Source organism: Alicycliphilus denitrificans, from assembly GCF_044792555.1.
GTDB classification, from domain to species: Bacteria; Pseudomonadota; Gammaproteobacteria; order Burkholderiales; family Burkholderiaceae_C; genus Alicycliphilus; species Alicycliphilus denitrificans_A.
This window is the reverse complement of the sequence record NZ_CP126238.1, coordinates 2460387-2480209: the sequence shown is the minus strand read 5'-3', so window position 1 is coordinate 2480209 and position 19823 is coordinate 2460387. Positions and strand designations below refer to the sequence as shown.

Genomic DNA, 19823 nt, shown 5'->3' with positions numbered 1-19823 from the left:
CTTTTCCAAATTTCAGGCTGCCATGCCCGTCATCAAAATCCTGCCCCACCACGAATACTGCCCCGAGGGCGCCGAGATCACCGCGCCCGCAGGCACCTCGATCTGCGAGGCGCTGCTGGACAACGACATCATGATCGAGCATGCCTGCGACATGAGCTGCGCCTGCACCACCTGCCACGTCATCGTGCGCCAGGGCTTCGCGTCGCTGGGCGAGGCCGAGGAGGAGGAGGAAGACCTGCTCGACCGCGCCTGGGGCCTGGAGCCGCAGTCGCGCCTGTCCTGCCAGGCCATCCTGGCGCAGGCCGACGTGACGGTGGAAATCCCCAGGTACACCATCAACCACGCCAGGGAGAATCACTGATGAGCGCAGCGCCGGGCCGCCCCAAGCAAGCTCGCGCCCCCTTGGGGGGCAGCGAGGACACGAAGTGCCGAGCGTGGGGGCACGTATGACGCGCCAGATCGTGCTGGACACCGAAACCACGGGCCTGTCGGCCGAGGGCGGTGACCGCATCATCGAGCTCGGTTGCGTGGAGTTGCTGAGCCGTAAGCTCAGCGGCAACAACCTGCACCTGTACTTCAATCCCGAACGCGACAGCCACGAGGACGCGCTCAAGGTACACGGCATCAGCAACGAGTTCCTCAAGGACAAGCCCAGGTTTGCCGAGTGCGTCAAGGACATCCTGGAGTACCTGCAGGGTGCCGAGCTCATCATCCACAACGCGGGCTTTGACATCGGCTTCCTGAACAAGGAGCTGGAACTCGTCGGCCTGCCGCCGCTGGCCACGTATGTGGACCGCATCACCGACACCCTGGCCATGGCCAAGGAGATGTTCCCGGGCAAGCGCAACTCGCTGGACGCGCTGTGCGACCGCCTGGAGGTCGACAACTCGGGCCGCCAGCTCCATGGCGCCCTGCTGGACGCCGAACTGCTCGCCGACGTCTACATCAACCTGACCCGCGGCCAGGATGCGCTGCTGATCATGGACGATGCTCCCGAGGGCGAGGGCGGCGTGAGGGTCGCGGCCGTGGACCTGAGCGCCCTGGCATTGCCGGTGCTGGCAGCCAACGAGCAGGAACTGGCAGAACACGAAGACCTGCTTGCGCAGATCGACAAATCCAGCGGTGGCAAAACTATTTGGCGAACTTGCTGAGGCCGCCTAAAAGCTATGCCATAATCGCAGGCTGTCGCAATAACGACACGGGTGATTAGCTCAGCGGTAGAGCACTGCCTTCACACGGCAGGGGTCACATGTTCGATCCATGTATCACCCACCAGTTTTCCAGTGGCATGGCCCCGTCAAAGGGTCTTGCCAAAGGGTGATTAGCTCAGCGGTAGAGCACTGCCTTCACACGGCAGGGGTCACATGTTCGATCCATGTATCACCCACCAGATAAACCCCTTGCAAGGCTTGCCTGCAAGGGGTTTTTTGCTTCCTAATCCGTAACACTGCTTGAATCTGGACGGGGGAATCGATGAGCGACATGGTGGATTGCGTCGTTATCGGCGCAGGTGTGGTGGGCCTGGCCGTGGCGCGTGCGCTGGCCCTGGCCGGGCGCGAGGTGCTGGTGCTGGAGGCGGCCAACGCCATCGGCACGGAAACCAGTTCGCGCAACAGCGAGGTGATACACGCCGGCATTTACTACCCCCAGGGTTCGCTCAAGGCGCGCCTGTGCGTGCAGGGCAAGGCCATGCTGTACGGCTATTGCGGCGAGCGTGGCCTGCCGCACCGGCGCTGCGGCAAGCTCATCGTGGCCACCTCGGCCGAGCAGCAGGCGCAACTCGAGGGTATCCGGCAGCGTGCGGCCGCCAATGGCGTGCATGACCTTGAGTGGCTTACGCGCGAGGAGGCCAGGGCGTTGGAGCCCGAGCTCGAATGCGTGGCCGCACTGCTGTCCCCCAGCACGGGCATTGTGGACAGCCACGCGCTCATGCTGGCGCTGCTCGGCGACCTGGAGAATGCCGGCGGCATTTTGGCATTGAATTCGCCCCTGGCCAATGCCCAGTGCGCGCCAGATGCTATTTATCTTGAAGCAATGGATGGTACCCGCATCAGCGCCCGCACGGTGGTGAATGCGGCCGGCCTGTATGCGCCGGACCTGGCGCGCAGCTTCTCGGGACTAGATCCCGCCCATGTGCCGCAGGCAGCGTATGCCAAGGGCAACTATTTCACGCTCTCGGGCCGCGCACCGTTTGATCACCTGATTTACCCTGTGCCCGAGGCCGCCGGGCTGGGCGTGCACCTGACGCTGGACCTGGGTGGCCAGGCCAAGTTCGGGCCGGATGTGCAGTGGGTGGACGGCCCCGACGATCTGGTGGTGGACGCGAGCCGTGGCGCGGCCTTTTATGCCGAGGTGCGCAAGTACTGGCCGGGCCTGCGCGACGGCGCCCTGGCCGCGGGCTATGCGGGCATTCGCCCGAAGATCCACGGGCCGCAGGAGCCGGCGGCCGACTTTCTGATCCAAGGGCCGCGCCAGCATGGCGTGGCCGGCCTGGTCAACCTGTTTGGTATCGAATCGCCCGGCCTGACCAGTGCGCTGGCCATTGGCGCGCATGTGCGGGACATGCTGGACGAGTGAAGCGCAGGGCGTGCCGATGGCGCGGCAAACATCAGATTGCGGCCATGAATCATTTGGGAAACCGACTGGCTGGGCTAAGATGAAGCGTCCGCCTACATGTTCGCCATGGCTGGCGTGTTGCCGTTGTTTCCTGCTATGAAAGGCTTGTCTATGTCCTCCGTATCCGAAACCATCTCCACTACCCAGGGCGAGCTTGAGAAGCTCGTCGGCGATCTGCGCGGCCTGCTGGCGAGCCGCGATCTGGACGGCATCCCCGAGATCAAGCAACTGCGCCAGCGCTTGGACGATGGCATCCAGTCCGTGCGCGATGCCACCGTGCGCGCCGCGCACCAGGCTGCCGACCAGGCCAAGGATGCCGCCCGCGCAGCAGACCGCTATGCCCACGATGAGCCCTGGCGCGTGGCCAGTGCCGCGCTGGCCGTGGGCGCGCTGGTGGGCTTTCTGCTGGCGCGCCGTTGAGCGCCACCTGCCGGCAGTTCACCCATGGGGCGCATCAACTGGACTTCGCTGCTGAACCTGCAAGGCTTGGCCGGACGCTGGCGCGCGGCCGTTTCTGAGGGGGCAATGGCGGTAGAGGACCGCATGGAGCTGGCGCGCCTGGAGTGGGCCGACCACAAGCGCCGCCTGGCGCTGCTGGCGCTGCTGCTGGTGGTCTTCGGCGCCCTGGCCGTGGTGAGCCTGCTGCTGCTGTCGGCGGCCGTGCTGGTGCAGTTCTGGGACACGCCCCAGCGTGCGCTGGTGGCCTGGGTGCTGGCGGGCATGTGGTTCGTGGCCTGCGGCGGCGTGCTGGTGGCCTTGGTGGCCCTGGCGCGCCAGGCGCGCAATGCCTTTGCGCTTACGCGCCGCGAGCTGGCGCAGGACTGGCGCGTGATCAAGGAGCAGCTCTGATGCCCACCCCCCCACCGCCCACGCCGCAGCAGCAACAGGTGCTGGATCGCATTCTTGCCCAGCGCGAGCGCCTGCGTGCACGGCGCGATGCCCTGCGCCAGGCACGTGCCACGGCGGCCGCGCAGGGGCGCGTGAACCCTGCCGATCCGCTGCCCGCGCGCCTTTTGAGTTTTGCCCGCCTGCATCCACTGGCGGTTGCGGCCGCGCTCGGCGTTGCCGCACTGGCAGGCCCTCATCGCGTGATACGCTGGGCCGGTGTCGTGCTGCCTGCCATCTTGCGCATGCGGCGCGGATGATCTGCTGCCTCTGATTGCCCAAGGGCCGCCATGTGCGGCCCTTGTGTTTTTGGGGCAGGTATCAGCGCATGGCCTGTATGGCGCGGGCCGCGCGGCCGACCAGGGCCGGGCCCTCGTAGATCAGGCCGGTGTAGATCTGTACCACGTCGGCCCCCGCGCGGATCTTGCCCACGGCATCTTCGGCGCTCATGACGCCGCCCACGCCGATGATGGGAAACGCCGGGCCCAGCGCGGCGCGCAGTTGGCGGATGACGGCGTTGCTGGCTTCGCGCACCGGCGCGCCGCTCAGGCCCCCGGCCTCGCCCGCGTGGGCCAGGCCCTGCACGGCGTCGCGGGTGATGGTGGTGTTGGTGGCGACCACGCCATCCATGCCGTGGCGCTGCAGCGTGGCGGCGATCACGGCGACCTGCTCCTCGGTGAGGTCGGGGGCGATCTTCACGAAGATGGGCACGCGCCGGCCTTCGCGCCCGGCCAGCCGCTCGCGGTGCTCGGCAATCGCGCCCAGCAGTGCGTCAAGGGCCTCGTCGCTTTGCAGGGCGCGCAGGTTCTGGGTGTTGGGCGAGCTGATGTTCACCGTCACATAGTCGGCGTGCGGGTACACGCCCTCCAGGCAGCTGAGGTAGTCGCTCGTGGCCTGTTCGATGGGCGTGCTGGCGTTCTTGCCGATGTTCAGGCCCAGCAGCAGCGGCTTGCCCTGGGCACGTACCTGGGAGCGGCGCACGTTGGCGATGAAGGCGTCCAGCCCCTCGTTGTTGAAACCCAGGCGGTTGATGAGGGCGCGTGCCGCGGGCAGGCGGAACATGCGCGGCTTGGGGTTGCCCGGCTGGGCCTTGGGGGTCACGGTGCCGACCTCGACGAAGCCGAAACCCATGGCGGCCAGCGCGTCGATGCAGCGCGCATTCTTGTCCAGCCCCGCGGCCAGGCCCACACGGTTGGGAAAGCGCAGGCCGGCGAGTGTGATGGGGTCGCTTACGGTTTCATTGCACCAAGCCCATTGCAGGGGGGTGTGCTGGCCGCGCGCCAGCATGTCCATGGTCAGTTCGTGGGCGGCTTCGGCATCCATGCCGAAGAGAAAAGGGCGGGCGAGGGCGTAGGGGAGTAGGGACATGGGGATAATTCAAGATTCACTTGCGATTTTCTCCCATGACTGCACCCAACTCTCTCTCTCAAGACGAACTCAAGACCCTGGTAGGCCAGGCCGCGCTGCAATATGTCGTGCCCGGCGAGATCGTGGGCGTGGGTACGGGCTCCACGGTGAACAAATTCATCGACGCGCTGGCCTCGATGAGGGAGCGCATCCGCGGCGCGGTGTCCAGCTCCGAGGCCAGCACCGCCCGGCTCAAGGCGCTGGGCATTCCCGTGTTCGATGCCAACGAGGTGGACGCGCTGTCGGTCTACATCGACGGCGCCGACGAGATCGACGGCCGCGGCCACATGGTCAAGGGCGGCGGTGCGGCGCTCACGCGCGAGAAGATCGTGGCGGCGCTGGCGCGGCGCTTTGTCTGCATCGCGGACGATTCCAAGCTGGTCCAGGTGCTGGGAGCCTTCCCGCTGCCGGTGGAGGTGATTCCCATGGCCGCGGCGCAGATCGCGCGCCGCTTCGAAGCCCTGGGCGGGCAGGCCACGCTGCGCCTGAAGGATGGCCGGCCGCTGGTGACCGACAACGGCCAGCACATCCTGGATGTGCGCGGCCTTTCCATCACCGAGCCGCTGGCCTTCGAGAGCGAGGTGAACCAGTGGCCCGGCGTGGTCACCGTGGGCGTGTTTGCGCACCAGAAGGCCCATGTGTGCCTGCTGGGCACGGCGCAGGGCGTGCGCACGCTGACGTTCTGAAATAGTTCAGAAGACGATGCCGGCCGGATTGGTCGGCGTGCGGCCCGTGGCCGGTGCCGGAGGCGGGGCGGGCGGTACGGCATTTTCAGTCGCGCTCACAGCCGGCTTGGCCGGCACGGCGACCAAGGGCTGGGGTGGCGGGCGGCGGTAGCTGGGGGGCAGCTGAGACTGCGCGGGGTAGCCGGCCGCGTCCAGGTACTGGCTCCATTCGCTGTCCGAGAATCCCTTGAGCTGCTGGCCGCCTATGCTGCCAAAGGGCAGGCTGGCGTCACCGCTGAGGCGCCTGAGCGCATCGATGTCCTCGTTGCTGGCCACGGTGCGCTCCGTGAACGGTATGCCGCGGTTGATGAGCAGGTTGCGCGCGCTGTTGCAGGGCATGCAGTCGCTGCCGGTGTACAGCGTCACGGGAAAGCGCGCGGCGATCTGGCGCAGCGGGTAGGGCAGGGTGTCGTTGCTGCCGCTGGCGCGCTGGCCGCTGCCGATCTGGGTTGCGTCGGCGCCAGTGGCGGGCGCGCGGTCGGAGAACGTGACCTTGCCGTCCGGCCCCACGCTGCGGTAGACCTGCTGGGCCTGCGCGGCCAGGGCCAGCAGCGTGCAGGCGGCCGCCGTGGCGGCATGGCGAATGAGGGTCATGCAGGCACTCCTATTCTTGGCCCTGGGCCATAAAATCATAGCTGTTAGCGCTTGCTGAATCAGGTGGTTAGATAGAAAACAGCCTCAATTCATTGACTGGCAAGCGCTGGCAGCTCACTTTTTACTATGCCATGCCCTGGTGGCGCAGCAGTGCGTCGAGTTGGGGCTCGCGCCCGCGGAAGGCCTTGAAGGACTCCATGGCGGGGCGGCTGCCGCCGGCCTCCAGGATGCTCTGGCGGTAGCGCCGGCCGGTCTCCAGGCTGGGCTCGCCATCGGCGCCTGCGGTTTCCTCGAAGGCCGCGTAGGCATCGGCGGAGAGCACCTCGGCCCATTTGTAGCTGTAGTAGCCGGCGGCGTAGCCGCCCGCGAAGATATGACTGAAGCTGTGGGCCGTGCGGCTGAAGGCCGGGGGCCTGAGCACGGCAACCTCGTCGCGCACGCGTTCGAGCAGCGGCAGCGGGTCGTCCTTCGGGTCGTGCTCGGTGTGCAGCAGCATGTCGAACAGCGCGAACTCGATCTGGCGCAGGGTCTGCATGCCGGCCTGAAAGTTCTTGGCGGCGATCATCTTGTCGTAGAGCGCGCGCGGCAGGGGCTCGCCGGTCTCGACATGGGCGGTCATGTGCCGCAGCACCTCCCATTCCCAGCAGAAGTTCTCCATGAACTGGCTGGGCAGCTCCACGGCGTCCCATTCCACGCCGCTGATGCCCGAGACATCGCGTTCGTTGACCTGGGTGAGCATGTGGTGCAGGCCGTGGCCGAACTCGTGGAACAGCGTGATCACGTCGTCGTGCGTGAGCAGCGGCGGACGGCCCTCCACGCCGCCTGCGAAATTGCACACCAGGTACGCCACGGGGGTCTGCAGCCGATCCGTATCGGGGCGCAGCCAGCGGGTGCGCGCGTCGTCCATCCAGGCGCCGCCGCGTTTGCCTTGGCGCGCGGGCTGGTCCAGGTAGAACTGGCCCACCAGTTCGGGGCCATTGGCACCGTTCCGCTCTATGCGGTAGAACTCGACGGCGTCGTTCCATACGGGGGCCTGGTCGCGGCGGATGGCGACCTCGAACAGCGTCTCGACGATCTTGAACAGCCCGGCCAGCACCTTGGGCGCCGTGAAGTATTGCTTGAGCTCCTGCTCGCTGAAGGCGTAGCGCGCCTCCTTGAGCTGTTCGGAGATATAGGGCCAGTCCCAGGCCTGCGGGGCGGCAAGGCCCAGTTGCTCGGCGGCGAAGGTGCGCAGGTCGGCTACATCCTTCTCGGCGAAGGGGCGGGCGCGATGGCCCAGGTCACGCAGGAAATGCGTGACCTGCTCGGGCGTGTGCGCCATCTTGGGCACCAGCGATACCTGGCCGAAGTTGTCGTAGCCGAGCAGCCGCGCCTCTTCCTGGCGCAGGGCGAGGATTTCGGCCATCACGGCGCTGTTGTCAAAGCGTGCGGCCTCGCCCGCGGCCTGGTCGGAGGCGCGCGTGACGTAGGCGTGGTAGAGCCTCTCGCGCAGCGCGCTGCTTTTGGCGAACTGCATCACCGGCAGGTAGCAGGGCATTTTCAGCGTGAGCTTGTAGCCCTCCTGGCCCTCGCCTTCAGCCGCGGCGCGCGCGGTCTGGATGACGTCGGCAGGTAGGCCATCGAGCTCATCGGCGCTGGCGTAATAGGCGAAGGCGTCGGTGGCGTCGAGCACGTTCTCGCTGAACTTTTGCTGCAGTGCGGCCAGGCGTTCCTGGATCGCGGCAAAGCGCTCCTTGGCCGCGCCCTGCAGCTCGGCGCCCGAGAGCCGGAAGTTGCGCATGGCGTTGCTGTGCGCCTGGCGCTGTTCGGGGTTGAGCGTGGCCGGATCAATGGCCTTGTACTTGGCGTACAGGCGCTCGTCGGCGCCCAGGCGGGTCCAGAACTCGGTGACCCGGGGCAGGGCGGCGTTGTAGGCGGCGCGCAGTTCGGGCGTGTCGGCCACGCTGTTCAGGTGGCTCACGGCGCCCCAGGCGCGGCCCAGCTCCTCGGTGGCCACGTCCAGCACGCGTGCTATGGAATCCCATAGCGCCGGAAAGTCCGGCTGGGTGACGGCATCCAGTGCGGCGTCGGCGCGTGCCAGCAGTTGCTCCACGGCCGGGGCCACGTCGGCGGGCGTGATGCGATCGAAGGGGATATGGCCGGAGAAGTCGAGGAGGGGATTGTTCATGCGCGTTTAGATGGCGTTGCCGGGGGACGGTTCAAGAAGCAACCTGCAGGCGCTCTGCCGCCTCCAGCGTGTTGACCAGCAGCATGGTGATGGTCATCGGGCCGACACCGCCGGGCACGGGGGTGATCCAGCCGGCCACCTCTTTCACGCCCTCGAAGTCCACGTCGCCGCAGAGCTTGCCTTCGTCGTTGCGGTTCATGCCCACGTCGATGACCACGGCGCCGGGCTTGACCATGGACGCCGTGAGCACGTTGCGCTTGCCCACGGCGGCGACCACGATGTCGGCCTGGCGCGTCATGGCGGCGAGGTCTGCCGTGCCGCTGTGGCACACGGTGACGGTGGCATTGGCAGCCAGCAGCATCATGGCCATGGGCTTGCCGACGATGTTGGAGCGGCCTATGACCACGGCGTGCTTGCCGCGCAGGTCCTGCATGCCAATCGATTCCAGCATCTTCATGCAGCCATAGGGCGTGCAGGCCTTGAAGCCGACCTCGCCCACCATCAGCGCGCCGGCGCTGGCGACGTGGAAGCCGTCCACGTCCTTCAGCGGCGAGATGGCCTCGATGACCTTGTGGTCGTCGATGTGCTTGGGCAGCGGCAGCTGCACCAGGATGCCGTGGATGCTCGGGTCGTTGTTCAGCGCCGCTACGCGCGCCAGCAGCTGTTCTTCAGTCAGGCTGGCATCGTACTTTTCCAGCACCGAAGAGAAGCCCACGTCCTCGCAGGCCTTGACCTTGTTGCGCACGTAGACCTGGCTGGCCGGGTTCTCGCCCACCAGGCCGACGGCCAGGCCCGGGGTGATGCCGCGCGTCTTCAGGGCCTGGGTGCGCTGGGCGACTTGCGCGCGCAGTTGGCGCGAGAGGGCGTTGCCGTCAATCAGTTGGGCGGTCATGTTCGAAGTCTGTGAGATACAAATGAAAAAGCTGCCTGACGCTTATTGGGTATGCGCCGGCAGCTGCAAAAAATATAGTGAATCAGGCCTTGGCTGCTTGCTGCCCCAGGGCGATCTTGAGCAGGTCCGCCACGGTGTTGGCGTTGAGCTTTTCCATGATGTTGGCGCGGTGCGCCTCCACGGTCTTGATGCTGATGCCCAGGTCGTCGGCGATCTGCTTGTTCAAACGGCCGGCGACGATGCGCTCAAGCACCTGGGCCTCGCGGCTGGTGAGCTTGGACAGCAGCGCGTCGCGGCTGGCGGCCTGCTGGTAGCCGGCGAAGGCCTCGCGCGCATGATCGAGCATGCGCTCGACCAGGCCCAGAAGCTCCTGCTCGTCAAAGGGTTTCTGGATGAAATCCAGCGCGCCCTTTTTCATGGTGTTCACGGCCATGGGCACGTCGCCATGGCCGGTGATGAAGACGATGGGCAGGGGTGATTTGCGCTCCAGCAGGCGGTCCTGCAGTTCCAGGCCGGTCATGCCGCCCATGCGTATGTCGACGATCAGGCAGGCCACCTCGCGCGGGTCGTAGCGCGTGAGGAATGATTCCGCAGAATCGAAGCACCGCACCCGGTAATCCTTGCCTTCCAGTAGCCATTGAAGTGAATCGCGGACGGCTTCATCGTCATCAACGACGTAGACGGTGCCTTTTTTCGGAATCAAGCTCATGCAATAGTCCTTGGGGTTGGCGTTGCTTCGGAATTGATAGTGGCATCCGATGCATTGGCAAGTGGTAGCCAGAAGGAGAACCGGCAACCGGTGACCTCCGTGGCATTGTAGAGGTTCTCTGCGTGCATCCTGCCCTGGTGCGATTCGACGATGCTGCGGCACAGGTTCAGGCCAATGCCCATGCCCTCGCTCTTGGTAGAGAAGAAGGCCTCGAACAAATGTGTCAGCACCTCGGGCGCCAGGCCCTTGCCGGTATCTTGCACGATGAATTCGATCACGGCGGCACCGTCCACCTGGCGTGGCACCACGCGCAGCTCCACGCTGCGCTGCGCGGGCGGACGCTGGGCCTGGGCAATGGATTCTGCGCCGTTCTTCATCAGGTTGATCAGCACCTGCTCGATCAGGATGGTATCGGCCATCACCGGGGGCAGTCGCGCCGCCACATAGTGGGTCAGGCGCACGTTGTGGCGGCGCAGCTCGATCTCGGCCAGCTCCAGCGCCTCGCCCACCATCTCGTGCACATTGGCCAGCGTGCGGTTGGGTTCGCTTTTCTTCACGAAGGCGCGAATGCGCTGGATGATCTGGCCCGCGCGCTGGGCCTGGTGCGCAGTCTTCTGCAGTGCCGACAGCAGGGCCTCCTCGCTGATCTGGCCATTCTGGATGCGCGAGACCATGCCGCTGCAATAGTTGCTGATGGCCGTGAGCGGCTGGTTCAGCTCATGCGCCACGCTCGACGCCATCTCGCCCATGGTGATGAGCCGGCTCACCGATTGGGCGCGCTCGGCCTGGCGCGCGGCCAGCTCCTCGGCCACGCGCCGCGGCGTGATGTCGGTGGCGATCACCATCTGCGCCAGCCGCCCATCGACCCAGTTCAGGTAGCGCGAGCGCACCTCCAGCCATTTGCCCAGGTCGCTGCGGTAGATCTCGGCGTTCTCCGAGTGGGCGCTGGTCAACGGGTCCAGGGGCAGGCCCATGAGTGCGTCCTCTTCATCCATGGCGCTTGCGTTCGACGATGAAGGCGGCAAGCCCGCCTGCGCCACCATCTCCAGATGGCCGCCGGTCTGCGAGCCGAACCACTGGCGGTACAGGCGGTTGGCAAACAGCAGTTCCTGGCTGCCCAGGGGGGCGACGGAGACCGATGCGTCCAGGGCCTCCAGCACGATGGTGAAGCGTTCGTGCGAGGCGGTGAGCTGTTCGCGTACGCGGTTGGGCTCGGTGATGTCGGTCATGGACGTCATCCAGCCCGTCTGCTGGCCGCGTGCGTCGATCAGCGGCGAGACGTACAGGCGCGCATCGAACAGTGCGCCGCTCTTGCGCCGCACGCGCACCTGAAAGCCTCCCGGCATGGTCTTGCCCGAGAGCTCGTCACGCAGATTGGCTTGCAGCTTCTCGTATTCACCCTCGGGCCAATAGCTGTAGGGCGGGGTCTGGCCCACCAGCTCGGCCTCGGTCCAGCCCGTCATCTGGCAGAACGCGGCATTCACGTAGGTGATGCGCCCATTCAGGTCGAGAGCGCGCATGCCGGTGAGGATGGAGTTCTCCATCGCGCGGCGGAAGTTCGTCTCCGCCACCAAGGCCTGCTGGGCCTGCTGGCGCCGGCGTGTGTGGCGCCAGGTGGCAATCAAGAGCCATGAGGTCATCACGCTCAGGCTGCCCACGAGCCAGAACAGGCCGCTGCCCACGACCCCCAGGGAGGTGCGGTAGGCCTGGGCGCGCAGCACCAGGCCATTGCCCACCGGGGCGACGGGAATGGCGTACGCGTTGGCCTTGGTAGTCCAGGGCAGCAGGGTGTTGCGCCTGGGGGGCAGTGGCGTGCCGGCCAGCACCTGGCCATTGCCATCGAGCACGGTCATGGCGTAGCGTGCCAGAACCTCCGTTGGCGTGCCGTAACGCAGCAGGCTGTCTATGGAGTATTCGGCCAGCACCACGCCGCCAAACTTGCCCTGCGGTGACAGCGGCACCTGCAGCTGCAGCAGCGCAGCGGTGTCTCCCGTGCCGGCCATCGGCAACGAGTACACGGGCTGCTGCAGGTCGCGTGCCAGCTTGAAGAGTTCAGCCGTTTCACCTTTTTTCAGCACCTCGCCGTTTACGTACAACTGGCTGCTGGTCACCGTGGGTGCTGCCTGGGTGGCGCGAATGCGGCGGCGTTCATCGATCCAGGTAACGGATTGCAGCTCGGGGTACTGGCTGATCAGGGACTCGGTGCGGCTCACGAAGTCGGCGCGTTCCAATTCTTCGTTGGATAGGTCGCGCGCAATGCGCATGATCTGATCCTGGCGCTCGAGCAGGCGCAAACGCACGCGCTGCTGGGCATATTCAACGTCGCGTTTGAGCGCTTCCTTTTCTCGCACCACCTCTTCGGTGCGCAAGTACCAGAAGGACGCGGCGATGGCCGCCAGAAACATCAGCACCGCTGCCAGGGGGGCCAGGGCGGCAAAGCGGTCCTGGTGCACGGGTGAGAGGCTGCGCCACCACGAGCGCCACCAGCGCGCCGGTGTTTTCACGGCTGACACGGCTGGGGCGGAGGGGGCTTGGGGAGAGGCCATGGAGCAGAGTTTAAGGCGGGGCCGAGCTTGGTTTCGATCGAAGAAATATTGTGCAGCCGCAACAAAATTTCATAATAAGAAATTGATAGGCGCCATTTGAAAACCAAAAAAATTATGCGACACTTGCGCCATATTTCACCTTTGCCACTGATTTCAAAAGGAGACACGGTATGCCCGATCCGTCCAAAGTGCTGAGTGCAGTCGATACCGATCAAGAGGAAACCCGTGAATGGCTGGAGGCCTTGTCCGCCGTCATCGAAAAGGAGGGGCCCGAGCGCGCCCACTTCCTGCTGGAGCAGCTCCTGGAGCAGGCGCGCCAGAGCAGCATCGACCTGCCGTTCTCGGCCAACACCGGCTATGTGAACACCATCGAGCCCGAGCAGGAGACACGCTGCCCCGGCAACATCGCGATCGAAAAGCGTCTGCGCGCCTACATGCGCTGGAATGCCATGGCCATGGTGGTGCGCGCCAACCGCTTGCACCCGGCCGACGGCGGCGATCTGGGCGGGCATATCGGCTCGTTTGCCTCGTTGGCCTCCATGTGGGGGGCGGGCTTCAATCATTTCTGGCATGCCGAGAGCGAAGGCCATGGCGGCGATTGCATTTACTTCCAGGGCCACAGCGCACCGGGCATCTACGCACGCGCCTTCCTGGAGGGCCGTATCACCGAAGAGCAGCTGGAGAATTTCCGCCAGGAGGTGGACGGCAAGGGCCTGTCAAGCTACCCCCACCCCAAGCTGATGCCGGGTTTCTGGCAGTTCCCCACCGTCTCCATGGGCCTGGGGCCGATGATGGCGATCTACCAGGCGCGCTTTCTGAAGTACCTGCACGCACGCGGCATCGCCAAGACCGACAACCGCCGGGTCTGGGTGTTCCTGGGCGACGGCGAGATGGACGAGCCAGAGAGCAAGGGCGCGATCAGCCTGGCCGCGCGCGAGAACCTAGACAACCTGATCTTCGTCATCAACTGCAACCTGCAGCGCCTCGATGGCCCGGTGCGCGGCAACGGCAAGATCGTGCAGGAGCTGGAGGGCGACTTCCGCGGCGCCGGCTGGCATGTCATCAAGCTGCTGTGGGGCAAGGGCTGGGACGATCTGCTGGCGCGCGACAAGAGCGGCAAGCTCAAGCAGGTGATGATGGAGACGCTGGACGGCGACTACCAAACCTACCGCGCCATGGACGGCGCCTACATCCGCAAGCATTTCTTCGGCAAGTACCCCGAGACGGCAAAATTAGTCGAGCATCTCACCGACGATGAAATCTGGGAGCTGCGCCGCGGCGGCCATGAGCCCGAGAAGGTGTATGCGGCCTTCCACGCGGCCAATGCGCACCAGGGCCAGCCCACGGTGCTGCTGGTCAAGACCGTCAAGGGCTACGGCATGGGCAAGGCCGGCGAGGCCAAGAACACCGTGCACCAGACGAAGAAGCTCGACGATGAGGACATCCGCTACATCCGCGACCGCTTCAACATCCCGATTCCCGACAGCGAGCTTGACAAGCTGCCCTACTACAAGCCGGCCGACGACACGCCGGAAATGAAGTACCTGCACGAGCGCCGCAAGGCTCTGGGCGGCTACCTGCCGCACCGCCGCGAGCAGGCCGACGAGCATTTCACCGTGCCCTCGCTGGACACCTTCAAGGCCGTGCTGGAACCCACGGCCGAGGGCCGCGAGATCAGCACCACCCAGGCCTATGTGCGCTTCCTGACGCAGCTCTTGCGCGACAAGGCGCTGGGCCCGCGCGTCGTGCCCATCCTGGTGGATGAGGCGCGCACCTTCGGCATGGAGGGCCTGTTCCGCCAGATCGGCATCTACAACCCGCTGGGCCAGCAGTACACCCCGGTCGATCGCGACCAGGTGATGTACTACCGCGAGGACAAGGCCGGCCAGATCCTGCAGGAAGGCATCAACGAGGCGGGCGGCATCTGCTCGTGGATTGCGGCGGCCACGTCGTACTCGACGAACAACCGCATCATGATCCCGTTCTTCGTCTACTACTCGATGTTCGGCTTCCAGCGCTTTGGCGACTTCGCCTGGGCCGCCGGCGACATGCAGGCGCGCGGCTTCATCCTGGGCGGCACCAGCGGGCGCACCACGCTCAATGGCGAGGGCCTGCAGCACGAGGACGGCCACAGCCACATCCTGGCCAGCACCATCCCCAACTGCGTCAGCTACGACCCGACCTTCGCGCACGAGGTCGGCGTGATCATGCAGCACGGCTTGAAGCGCATGGTGGAGAGGCAGGAAAACGTCTACTACTACATCACGCTGCTCAACGAGAACTACGCCATGCCGGGCCTGGTCGCCGGCACCGAAGAGCAGATCCTGAAGGGCATGTACCTGTGCAAGCAGGGGGCCCAAGGTGACTTGCGTGTGCAGTTGCTGGGCTCGGGCTCCATCCTGCGCGAGTCGCTGGAGGCGCAAAAAATCCTGGCGGCCGACTGGGGCGTGCAGGCCGACGTGTGGAGCTGCACCAGCTTCAACGAACTCACCCGCGAGGGCCAGGACGTGGAGCGCTGGAACCTGCTGCACCCGACCGAGGCGCCGCGCCAGCCCTTCGTCACCCAGCAGCTGGCCGGCCACGGCGGCCCGGTGGTGGCCTCGACCGACTACATGAAGAACTACGCCGAGCAGATCCGTGCCTTCATCCCCGCCGGACGCGCTTACAAGGTGCTGGGCACGGACGGCTTTGGCCGCTCGGACTTCCGCAGCAAGCTGCGCGAGCATTTCGAGATCAACCGCCACTACATCACCATCGCAGCGCTCAAGGCGCTCTCGGAAGAAGGCCGGCTGCCCGCCACCAAGGTGGCCGAGGCTATTCGCCGTTACGGCATCAATGCCGACAAGATCAACCCGCTGTACGCCTAATCGCGAGGGAGACCAACCATGGCATTGATTCAGATCCAGGTGCCCGATATCGGGGACTTTGACGAAGTGGGCGTGATCGAGCTGCTGGTCAAGCCCGGCGACAGCGTCGCGGCCGAGCAGTCGCTGATCACCGTCGAATCCGACAAGGCGTCGATGGAGATACCGTCCAGCCACGCTGGCATCGTGAAGGCGCTCGCGGTAAAGATTGGCGACAAGGTCAAGCAGGGCAGCGTGATTGTCGAGCTGGAAACGGCGGATGCGGCAGCATCTGAGCCAAAAACGACTCAAGCGCCCGCTGCGAAATCGTCTGCAGCTACAGAAATAGCAGCAACTGCACCTGCAGCAGCACCCGCTGCCGCCGGCCCCATCGAGGTGCGCGTGCCCGACATCGGCGACTTCAAGGATGTGGCCGTGATCGAGCTGCTGGTCAAGCCGGGCGACAACATCCGTGTCGAGCAGTCGCTGTTCACCGTCGAGTCCGACAAGGCCTCGATGGAGATACCGTCGCCCGTGGCTGGTGTGCTCAAGGAGCTCAAGGTCCAGCTTGGCGACAAGGTGAATGTCGGTGATCTGGTGGCCGTGATCGAGGGCGCTGCCCCTGCTGCCGTGGCGGCCCCGGCGGCAGCGCCAGCAGCTGCAGCGCCTGCCGCCGCCCCTGCTGCAGCGGTCCCTGCTGCAGCCCCCGCACAGGCTGTGCCCGCGCATAACCCGACTGCGGCCCCGTCTGGCCAGCTGCCGCATGCCAGCCCCTCGGTGCGCAAGTTCGCGCGCGAGCTCGGCGTGCCGCTGCCCGAACTCAAGGGTACGGGCCCCAAGGGCCGCATCACGGCCGAGGACGTGCAATCCTTCACCCGCGCCGTGATGGCCGGGGCCGTGCAGACCCAGGCCCAGGCCGCCAAGGCCCCGGCCGGTGGCGGCAGCGGCGTGGGCCTGGACCTGCTGCCCTGGCCCAAGGTGGACTTCGCCAAATTCGGCCCCATCGAGCGCAAGGAGCTGTCCCGCATCAAGAAGATCAGCGGCGCCAATCTCACGCGCAACGCCGTTGTGATTCCGGCCGTCACCAACCACGACGATGCCGACATCACCGACCTCGAAGCCTTCCGCGTGGCCACCAACAAGGAGAACGAGAAGAGCGGCGTGAAGGTCACCATGCTCGCCTTCCTCATCAAGGCCTGCGTGGCCGCGCTGAAAAAATTCCCCGAGTTCAACAGCAGCCTGGACGGCGACGCGCTGGTCTACAAGCAGTACTGGCACATCGGCTTCGCGGCCGACACCCCCAATGGCCTAGTCGTGCCCGTCATCAAGGACGCCGACAAGAAGGGCGTGCTGCAGATCAGCCAGGAAATGGGCGAACTCGCCAAGAAGGCGCGCGACGGCAAGCTCGGCCCGGCCGACATGAGCGGCGCCACCTTTACCATCTCCAGCCTGGGCGGCATCGGCGGGCGCTACTTCACGCCCATCATCAACGCGCCCGAGGTCGCCATTCTGGGCGTGTGCCGCTCCAACATCGAACCGGTGTGGGACGGCAAGGCATTCCAGCCGCGCCTGATGCTGCCGCTGTCGCTCACCTGGGACCACCGCGTGATCGATGGTGCCGCCGCCGCGCGCTTCAACGCCTACCTGGGCCAGATCCTGGCGGACTTCCGCCGCGTGCTGCTCTGAAAGGAATACTGACATGGCAGTCATCGACATCAAGGTGCCCGACATTGGCGACATTGCCGAGGTCGGCGTGATCGAAGTGCTGGTCCAGCCCGGCGACAGCGTGGCCGTAGACCAGTCCCTGATCACTGTCGAGTCCGACAAGGCATCGATGGAGATCCCGTCGAGCCACGCGGGCGTGGTCAAGGAGCTGAAGGTCAGGCTCGGCGACAAGGTGGGCGAAGGCTCGGTGGTGCTGACGCTGGAGAGCGCTGACGCAGCAGCAGTGCCCGCATCTGAGCAAAAACAGGCTCCAGCGCCCGCTGCACAAGCGTCGGCAGCTCCTGCTCCTGTAGCAAGCAGCTTCGGCGGCACGGCCGATCTGGAGTGCGATGTGCTGGTGCTCGGTGGCGGCCCCGGCGGCTACTCGGCAGCCTTTCGCGCGGCCGACCTGGGCCTCAAGGTCGTCATCGTGGAGCGCTACGCCAGCCTGGGCGGCGTGTGCCTGAACGTGGGCTGCATCCCATCCAAGGCATTGCTACACGTCGCTGCCGTGATGGACGAGGTGGCCCACCTGTCCGCCGCCGGTATCGACTTCGGCGCGCCCCAGGTCAACGTGGACACCTTGCGCGGCCACAAGGAAAAGGTCATCTCCAAGCTCACCGGCGGCCTGGCGCAGATGGCCAAGATGCGCAAGGTCACCATCGTGCGCGGCTACGGCAGCTTCGTGGGCAGCAACCACCTGGAGGTCGAAGAAACCACCGGAGCGGGCCAGGACAAGACCGGCGCCAAGAAGGTCGTCGCCTTCCGGCGCGCCATCATCGCCGCCGGCAGCCAGGCCGTGCGCCTGCCCTTCATGCCCGACGACCCGCGCGTGGTGGACTCCACCGGCGCGCTGGCGCTGCAGGGTGTTCCCAAGCGCATGCTGATTCTGGGCGGGGGCATCATCGGCCTGGAAATGGGCACGGTGTACTCCACGCTGGGCGCGCGCCTGGACGTGGTGGAAATGCTCGACGGCCTGATGCAGGGCGCCGACCGCGACCTGGTCAAGGTCTGGCAGAAGATGAACGCGCACCGCTTCGACAACATCATGCTCAAGACCAAGACCGTGGGCGCCGAGGCCACTGCCGAGGGCATCAAGGTCACGTTCGCCCCGGCAGAGGAAGGCGGCAGCGTGCCCGAGCCGCAGACCTACGACCTGGTGCTGCAGGCCGTGGGCCGCAGCCCCAACGGCAAGAAGATAGGCGCGGACAAGGCCGGTGTGGCGGTGACGGAGCGCGGCTTCATCAACGTCGATATCCAGATGCGCACCAACGTGGCGCACATCTTCGCCATCGGCGACATCGTCGGCCAGCCGATGCTGGCGCACAAGGCGGTGCACGAGGGGCATGTGGCGGCGGAAGTCATCGCCGGGGAGCTGCAGGGCAACCAGGAGCTGGCAGCTGCCGCCTTCAACGCCCGCGTGATCCCCAGCGTCGCCTACACCGACCCCGAGGTCGCCTGGGTGGGCCTGACCGAGGATCAGGCCAAGGCCCAAGGCATCAAGGTCAGGAAGGGCCTGTTCCCCTGGGCCGCCTCGGGCCGGGCGATTGCCAACGGCCGCGACGAGGGCTTCACCAAGCTGCTGTTCGACGATTCGCCCGAGGCGCACGGCCATGGCCGCATCCTGGGCGGCGGCATCGTCGGCACGCACGCCGGCGACATGATCGGCGAGATCGCCCTGGCCATCGAGATGGGCGCCGATGCGGTGGATATCGGCAAGACCATCCACCCGCACCCCACGCTGGGCGAGAGCATCGGCATGGCGGCCGAGGTGGCGCACGGCAGCTGCACGGACGTGCCGCCGGCGCGCAAATAAGCCTTATCGGCGCACCAAAAAAAGAGCCCGGGCCATTCTGGCCCGGGCTCGCTGCGTTTGGGGTGCGCTGCCCGGCAGCTGCCGGGCACCGTGGATCACTCCACCTTGGCCTTGGTGCGCAGGTCTTCCTGGAATTTGACCAGCTTTTGCTGCTGCAGCTGCTGGGAGATCTGGGGCTTGACCTCGTCGAGCTTGGGCAGCTGGGCGTCGCGCACGTCGTCCAGGCGGATGATGTGCCAGCCGAACTGGCTCTTCACGGGGGTCTGGGTCAGCTTGCCCTTTTCCAGCTTGACCAGGGCCTCGGTGAACTCGGGCACGTAGCTGCTGGGGTTGGCCCAGTCCAAGTCGCCGCCGCGGGCGCCGGATCCGGGGTCCTTGGACTGTTTCTTGGCGATGTCTTCGAACTTGCCGCCCTTCTTCAGCGCGGCGAGGATGGCCTTGGCCTCGTCCTCCTTGGCCACCAGGATGTGGCTGGCCTTGTATTCCTTGCCGGCGTTGGCGGCCACGAACTTGTCGTATTCGGCCTGCACTTCGGCGTCGGTGACGGGGTTGTTCTTCTGGAAGTCCACGAACAGCTCGCGGATCAGAATCGTCTGGCGCGCCAGTTCCATCTGGGCCTTGTAGTCGGCCGAGGCTTCCAGGCCGCGCTTTTGCGCCTCCTGCATGAAGATCTCGCGGGCGATCACTTCTTCCTTGATCTGGTTTTCCATCTCGGGAGTGATGGGACGGCCCGAGCGCTCCACCTGCTGCTTCAGAGTTTCGACGCGTTCCTTGGGAACGGCCTTGCCATTCACGATGGCGAGGTTTTGCGCGGCAACGGGCAAGGCCAACGTGCCCAGCACGGCTGCGGCCACGAGGCCGGACAAGAGCGATTTCTTCATTGGGAATCCACAGGGAGAAAATGAGTTGCGGGCGTGTT

Annotated in this window: 17 protein-coding genes and 2 tRNA genes; 12 read left to right on the top strand and 7 right to left on the bottom strand. The window is 65.9% G+C overall.

Going from position 1 to position 19823, the window contains the following annotated elements; genetic code table 11:
- The first annotated feature begins 22 nt into the window (after positions 1–22).
- From fdx to P7644_RS11750, 8 genes are all read left to right on the top strand, one after another.
- The gene (fdx, locus tag P7644_RS11785) at positions 23–361 is read left to right on the top strand and encodes an ISC system 2Fe-2S type ferredoxin (protein WP_404299331.1); all 339 of its coding nucleotides are present in this window, start codon (positions 23–25) and stop codon (positions 359–361) included.
- Between the two features lie 85 nt (positions 362–446).
- Positions 447–1151: a DNA polymerase III subunit epsilon gene (dnaQ, locus tag P7644_RS11780; RefSeq protein WP_404299329.1), complete on the top strand. Its 705-nt coding sequence runs from the start codon at positions 447–449 to the stop codon at positions 1149–1151.
- A 49-nt stretch (positions 1152–1200) separates the two neighbouring features.
- Positions 1201–1275: transfer RNA gene (locus P7644_RS11775), tRNA-Val, on the top strand.
- A 40-nt stretch (positions 1276–1315) separates the two neighbouring features.
- A tRNA-Val gene (locus tag P7644_RS11770) sits at positions 1316–1390 on the top strand.
- Positions 1391–1473: 83 nt separating this feature from the next.
- Positions 1474–2577 (top strand): NAD(P)/FAD-dependent oxidoreductase, encoded by a 1104-nt coding sequence (locus P7644_RS11765; RefSeq protein WP_404299327.1) that lies wholly within the window; start codon positions 1474–1476, stop codon positions 2575–2577.
- 150 nt (positions 2578–2727) lie between these two features.
- Positions 2728–3036, top strand: coding sequence for a YqjD family protein (locus tag P7644_RS11760; RefSeq protein ID WP_404299325.1), 309 nt, complete (start codon positions 2728–2730; stop codon positions 3034–3036).
- A gap of 33 nt (positions 3037–3069) precedes the next feature.
- Positions 3070–3465: a phage holin family protein gene (locus P7644_RS11755; protein ID WP_404303188.1), complete on the top strand. Its 396-nt coding sequence runs from the start codon at positions 3070–3072 to the stop codon at positions 3463–3465.
- Positions 3465–3761 carry a hypothetical protein gene (locus P7644_RS11750; protein WP_404299323.1) on the top strand — a complete coding sequence of 99 codons (297 nt, stop codon included), beginning with the start codon at positions 3465–3467 and terminating at the stop codon, positions 3759–3761. Before P7644_RS11755 ends, P7644_RS11750 begins: the two co-directional genes overlap by 1 nt.
- A gap of 61 nt (positions 3762–3822) precedes the next feature.
- Here P7644_RS11750 and P7644_RS11745 read toward each other — a convergent pair whose 3' ends face one another.
- On the bottom strand, positions 3823–4869 hold the full coding sequence (locus P7644_RS11745) for a quinone-dependent dihydroorotate dehydrogenase (protein ID WP_404299321.1): 1047 nt from the start codon (positions 4867–4869) through the stop codon (positions 3823–3825).
- A gap of 35 nt (positions 4870–4904) precedes the next feature.
- Between P7644_RS11745 and rpiA the strand changes: the two genes are divergently transcribed.
- Positions 4905–5594 carry a ribose-5-phosphate isomerase RpiA gene (gene rpiA / locus P7644_RS11740; RefSeq protein WP_404299319.1) on the top strand — a complete coding sequence of 230 codons (690 nt, stop codon included), beginning with the start codon at positions 4905–4907 and terminating at the stop codon, positions 5592–5594.
- A gap of 6 nt (positions 5595–5600) precedes the next feature.
- On the opposite strand, the gene P7644_RS11735 is transcribed toward rpiA, so the two are convergent.
- From P7644_RS11735 to P7644_RS11715, 5 genes are all read right to left on the bottom strand, one after another.
- Complete coding sequence (locus P7644_RS11735) at positions 5601–6227, bottom strand: glutaredoxin family protein (protein WP_404299318.1); 627 nt, start codon at positions 6225–6227, stop codon at positions 5601–5603.
- Between the two features lie 124 nt (positions 6228–6351).
- Entirely contained in the window at positions 6352–8394 is a 2043-nt protein-coding gene (locus P7644_RS11730; protein WP_404299316.1) for a M3 family metallopeptidase, read from the bottom strand.
- 31 nt (positions 8395–8425) lie between these two features.
- The gene (folD, locus tag P7644_RS11725) at positions 8426–9286 is read right to left on the bottom strand and encodes a bifunctional methylenetetrahydrofolate dehydrogenase/methenyltetrahydrofolate cyclohydrolase FolD (protein WP_404299314.1); all 861 of its coding nucleotides are present in this window, start codon (positions 9284–9286) and stop codon (positions 8426–8428) included.
- A gap of 82 nt (positions 9287–9368) precedes the next feature.
- Positions 9369–9995, bottom strand: a complete 627-nt coding sequence (locus P7644_RS11720) for a response regulator transcription factor (protein WP_404299312.1) — start codon at positions 9993–9995, stop codon at positions 9369–9371.
- Complete coding sequence (locus P7644_RS11715; protein WP_404299310.1) at positions 9992–12541, bottom strand: PAS domain S-box protein; 2550 nt, start codon at positions 12539–12541, stop codon at positions 9992–9994. Before P7644_RS11715 ends, P7644_RS11720 begins: the two co-directional genes overlap by 4 nt.
- 170 nt (positions 12542–12711) lie before the next feature.
- On the opposite strand from P7644_RS11715, the gene aceE reads away from it, so the two are divergent.
- From aceE to lpdA, 3 genes are read left to right on the top strand one after another with little or no spacing between them, the layout of a single operon-like run.
- Positions 12712–15408, top strand: coding sequence for a pyruvate dehydrogenase (acetyl-transferring), homodimeric type (gene aceE / locus P7644_RS11710; RefSeq protein WP_404299309.1), 2697 nt, complete (start codon positions 12712–12714; stop codon positions 15406–15408).
- 18 nt (positions 15409–15426) lie between these two features.
- Complete coding sequence (aceF, locus tag P7644_RS11705; RefSeq protein ID WP_404299307.1) at positions 15427–17070, top strand: dihydrolipoyllysine-residue acetyltransferase; 1644 nt, start codon at positions 15427–15429, stop codon at positions 17068–17070.
- Between the two features lie 13 nt (positions 17071–17083).
- Entirely contained in the window at positions 17084–18904 is a 1821-nt protein-coding gene (gene lpdA, locus P7644_RS11700; protein WP_404299305.1) for a dihydrolipoyl dehydrogenase, read from the top strand.
- A gap of 95 nt (positions 18905–18999) precedes the next feature.
- On the opposite strand, the gene P7644_RS11695 is transcribed toward lpdA, so the two are convergent.
- Positions 19000–19785 (bottom strand): peptidylprolyl isomerase, encoded by a 786-nt coding sequence (locus P7644_RS11695; RefSeq protein ID WP_404299303.1) that lies wholly within the window; start codon positions 19783–19785, stop codon positions 19000–19002.
- Positions 19786–19823: the final 38 nt, after the last annotated feature.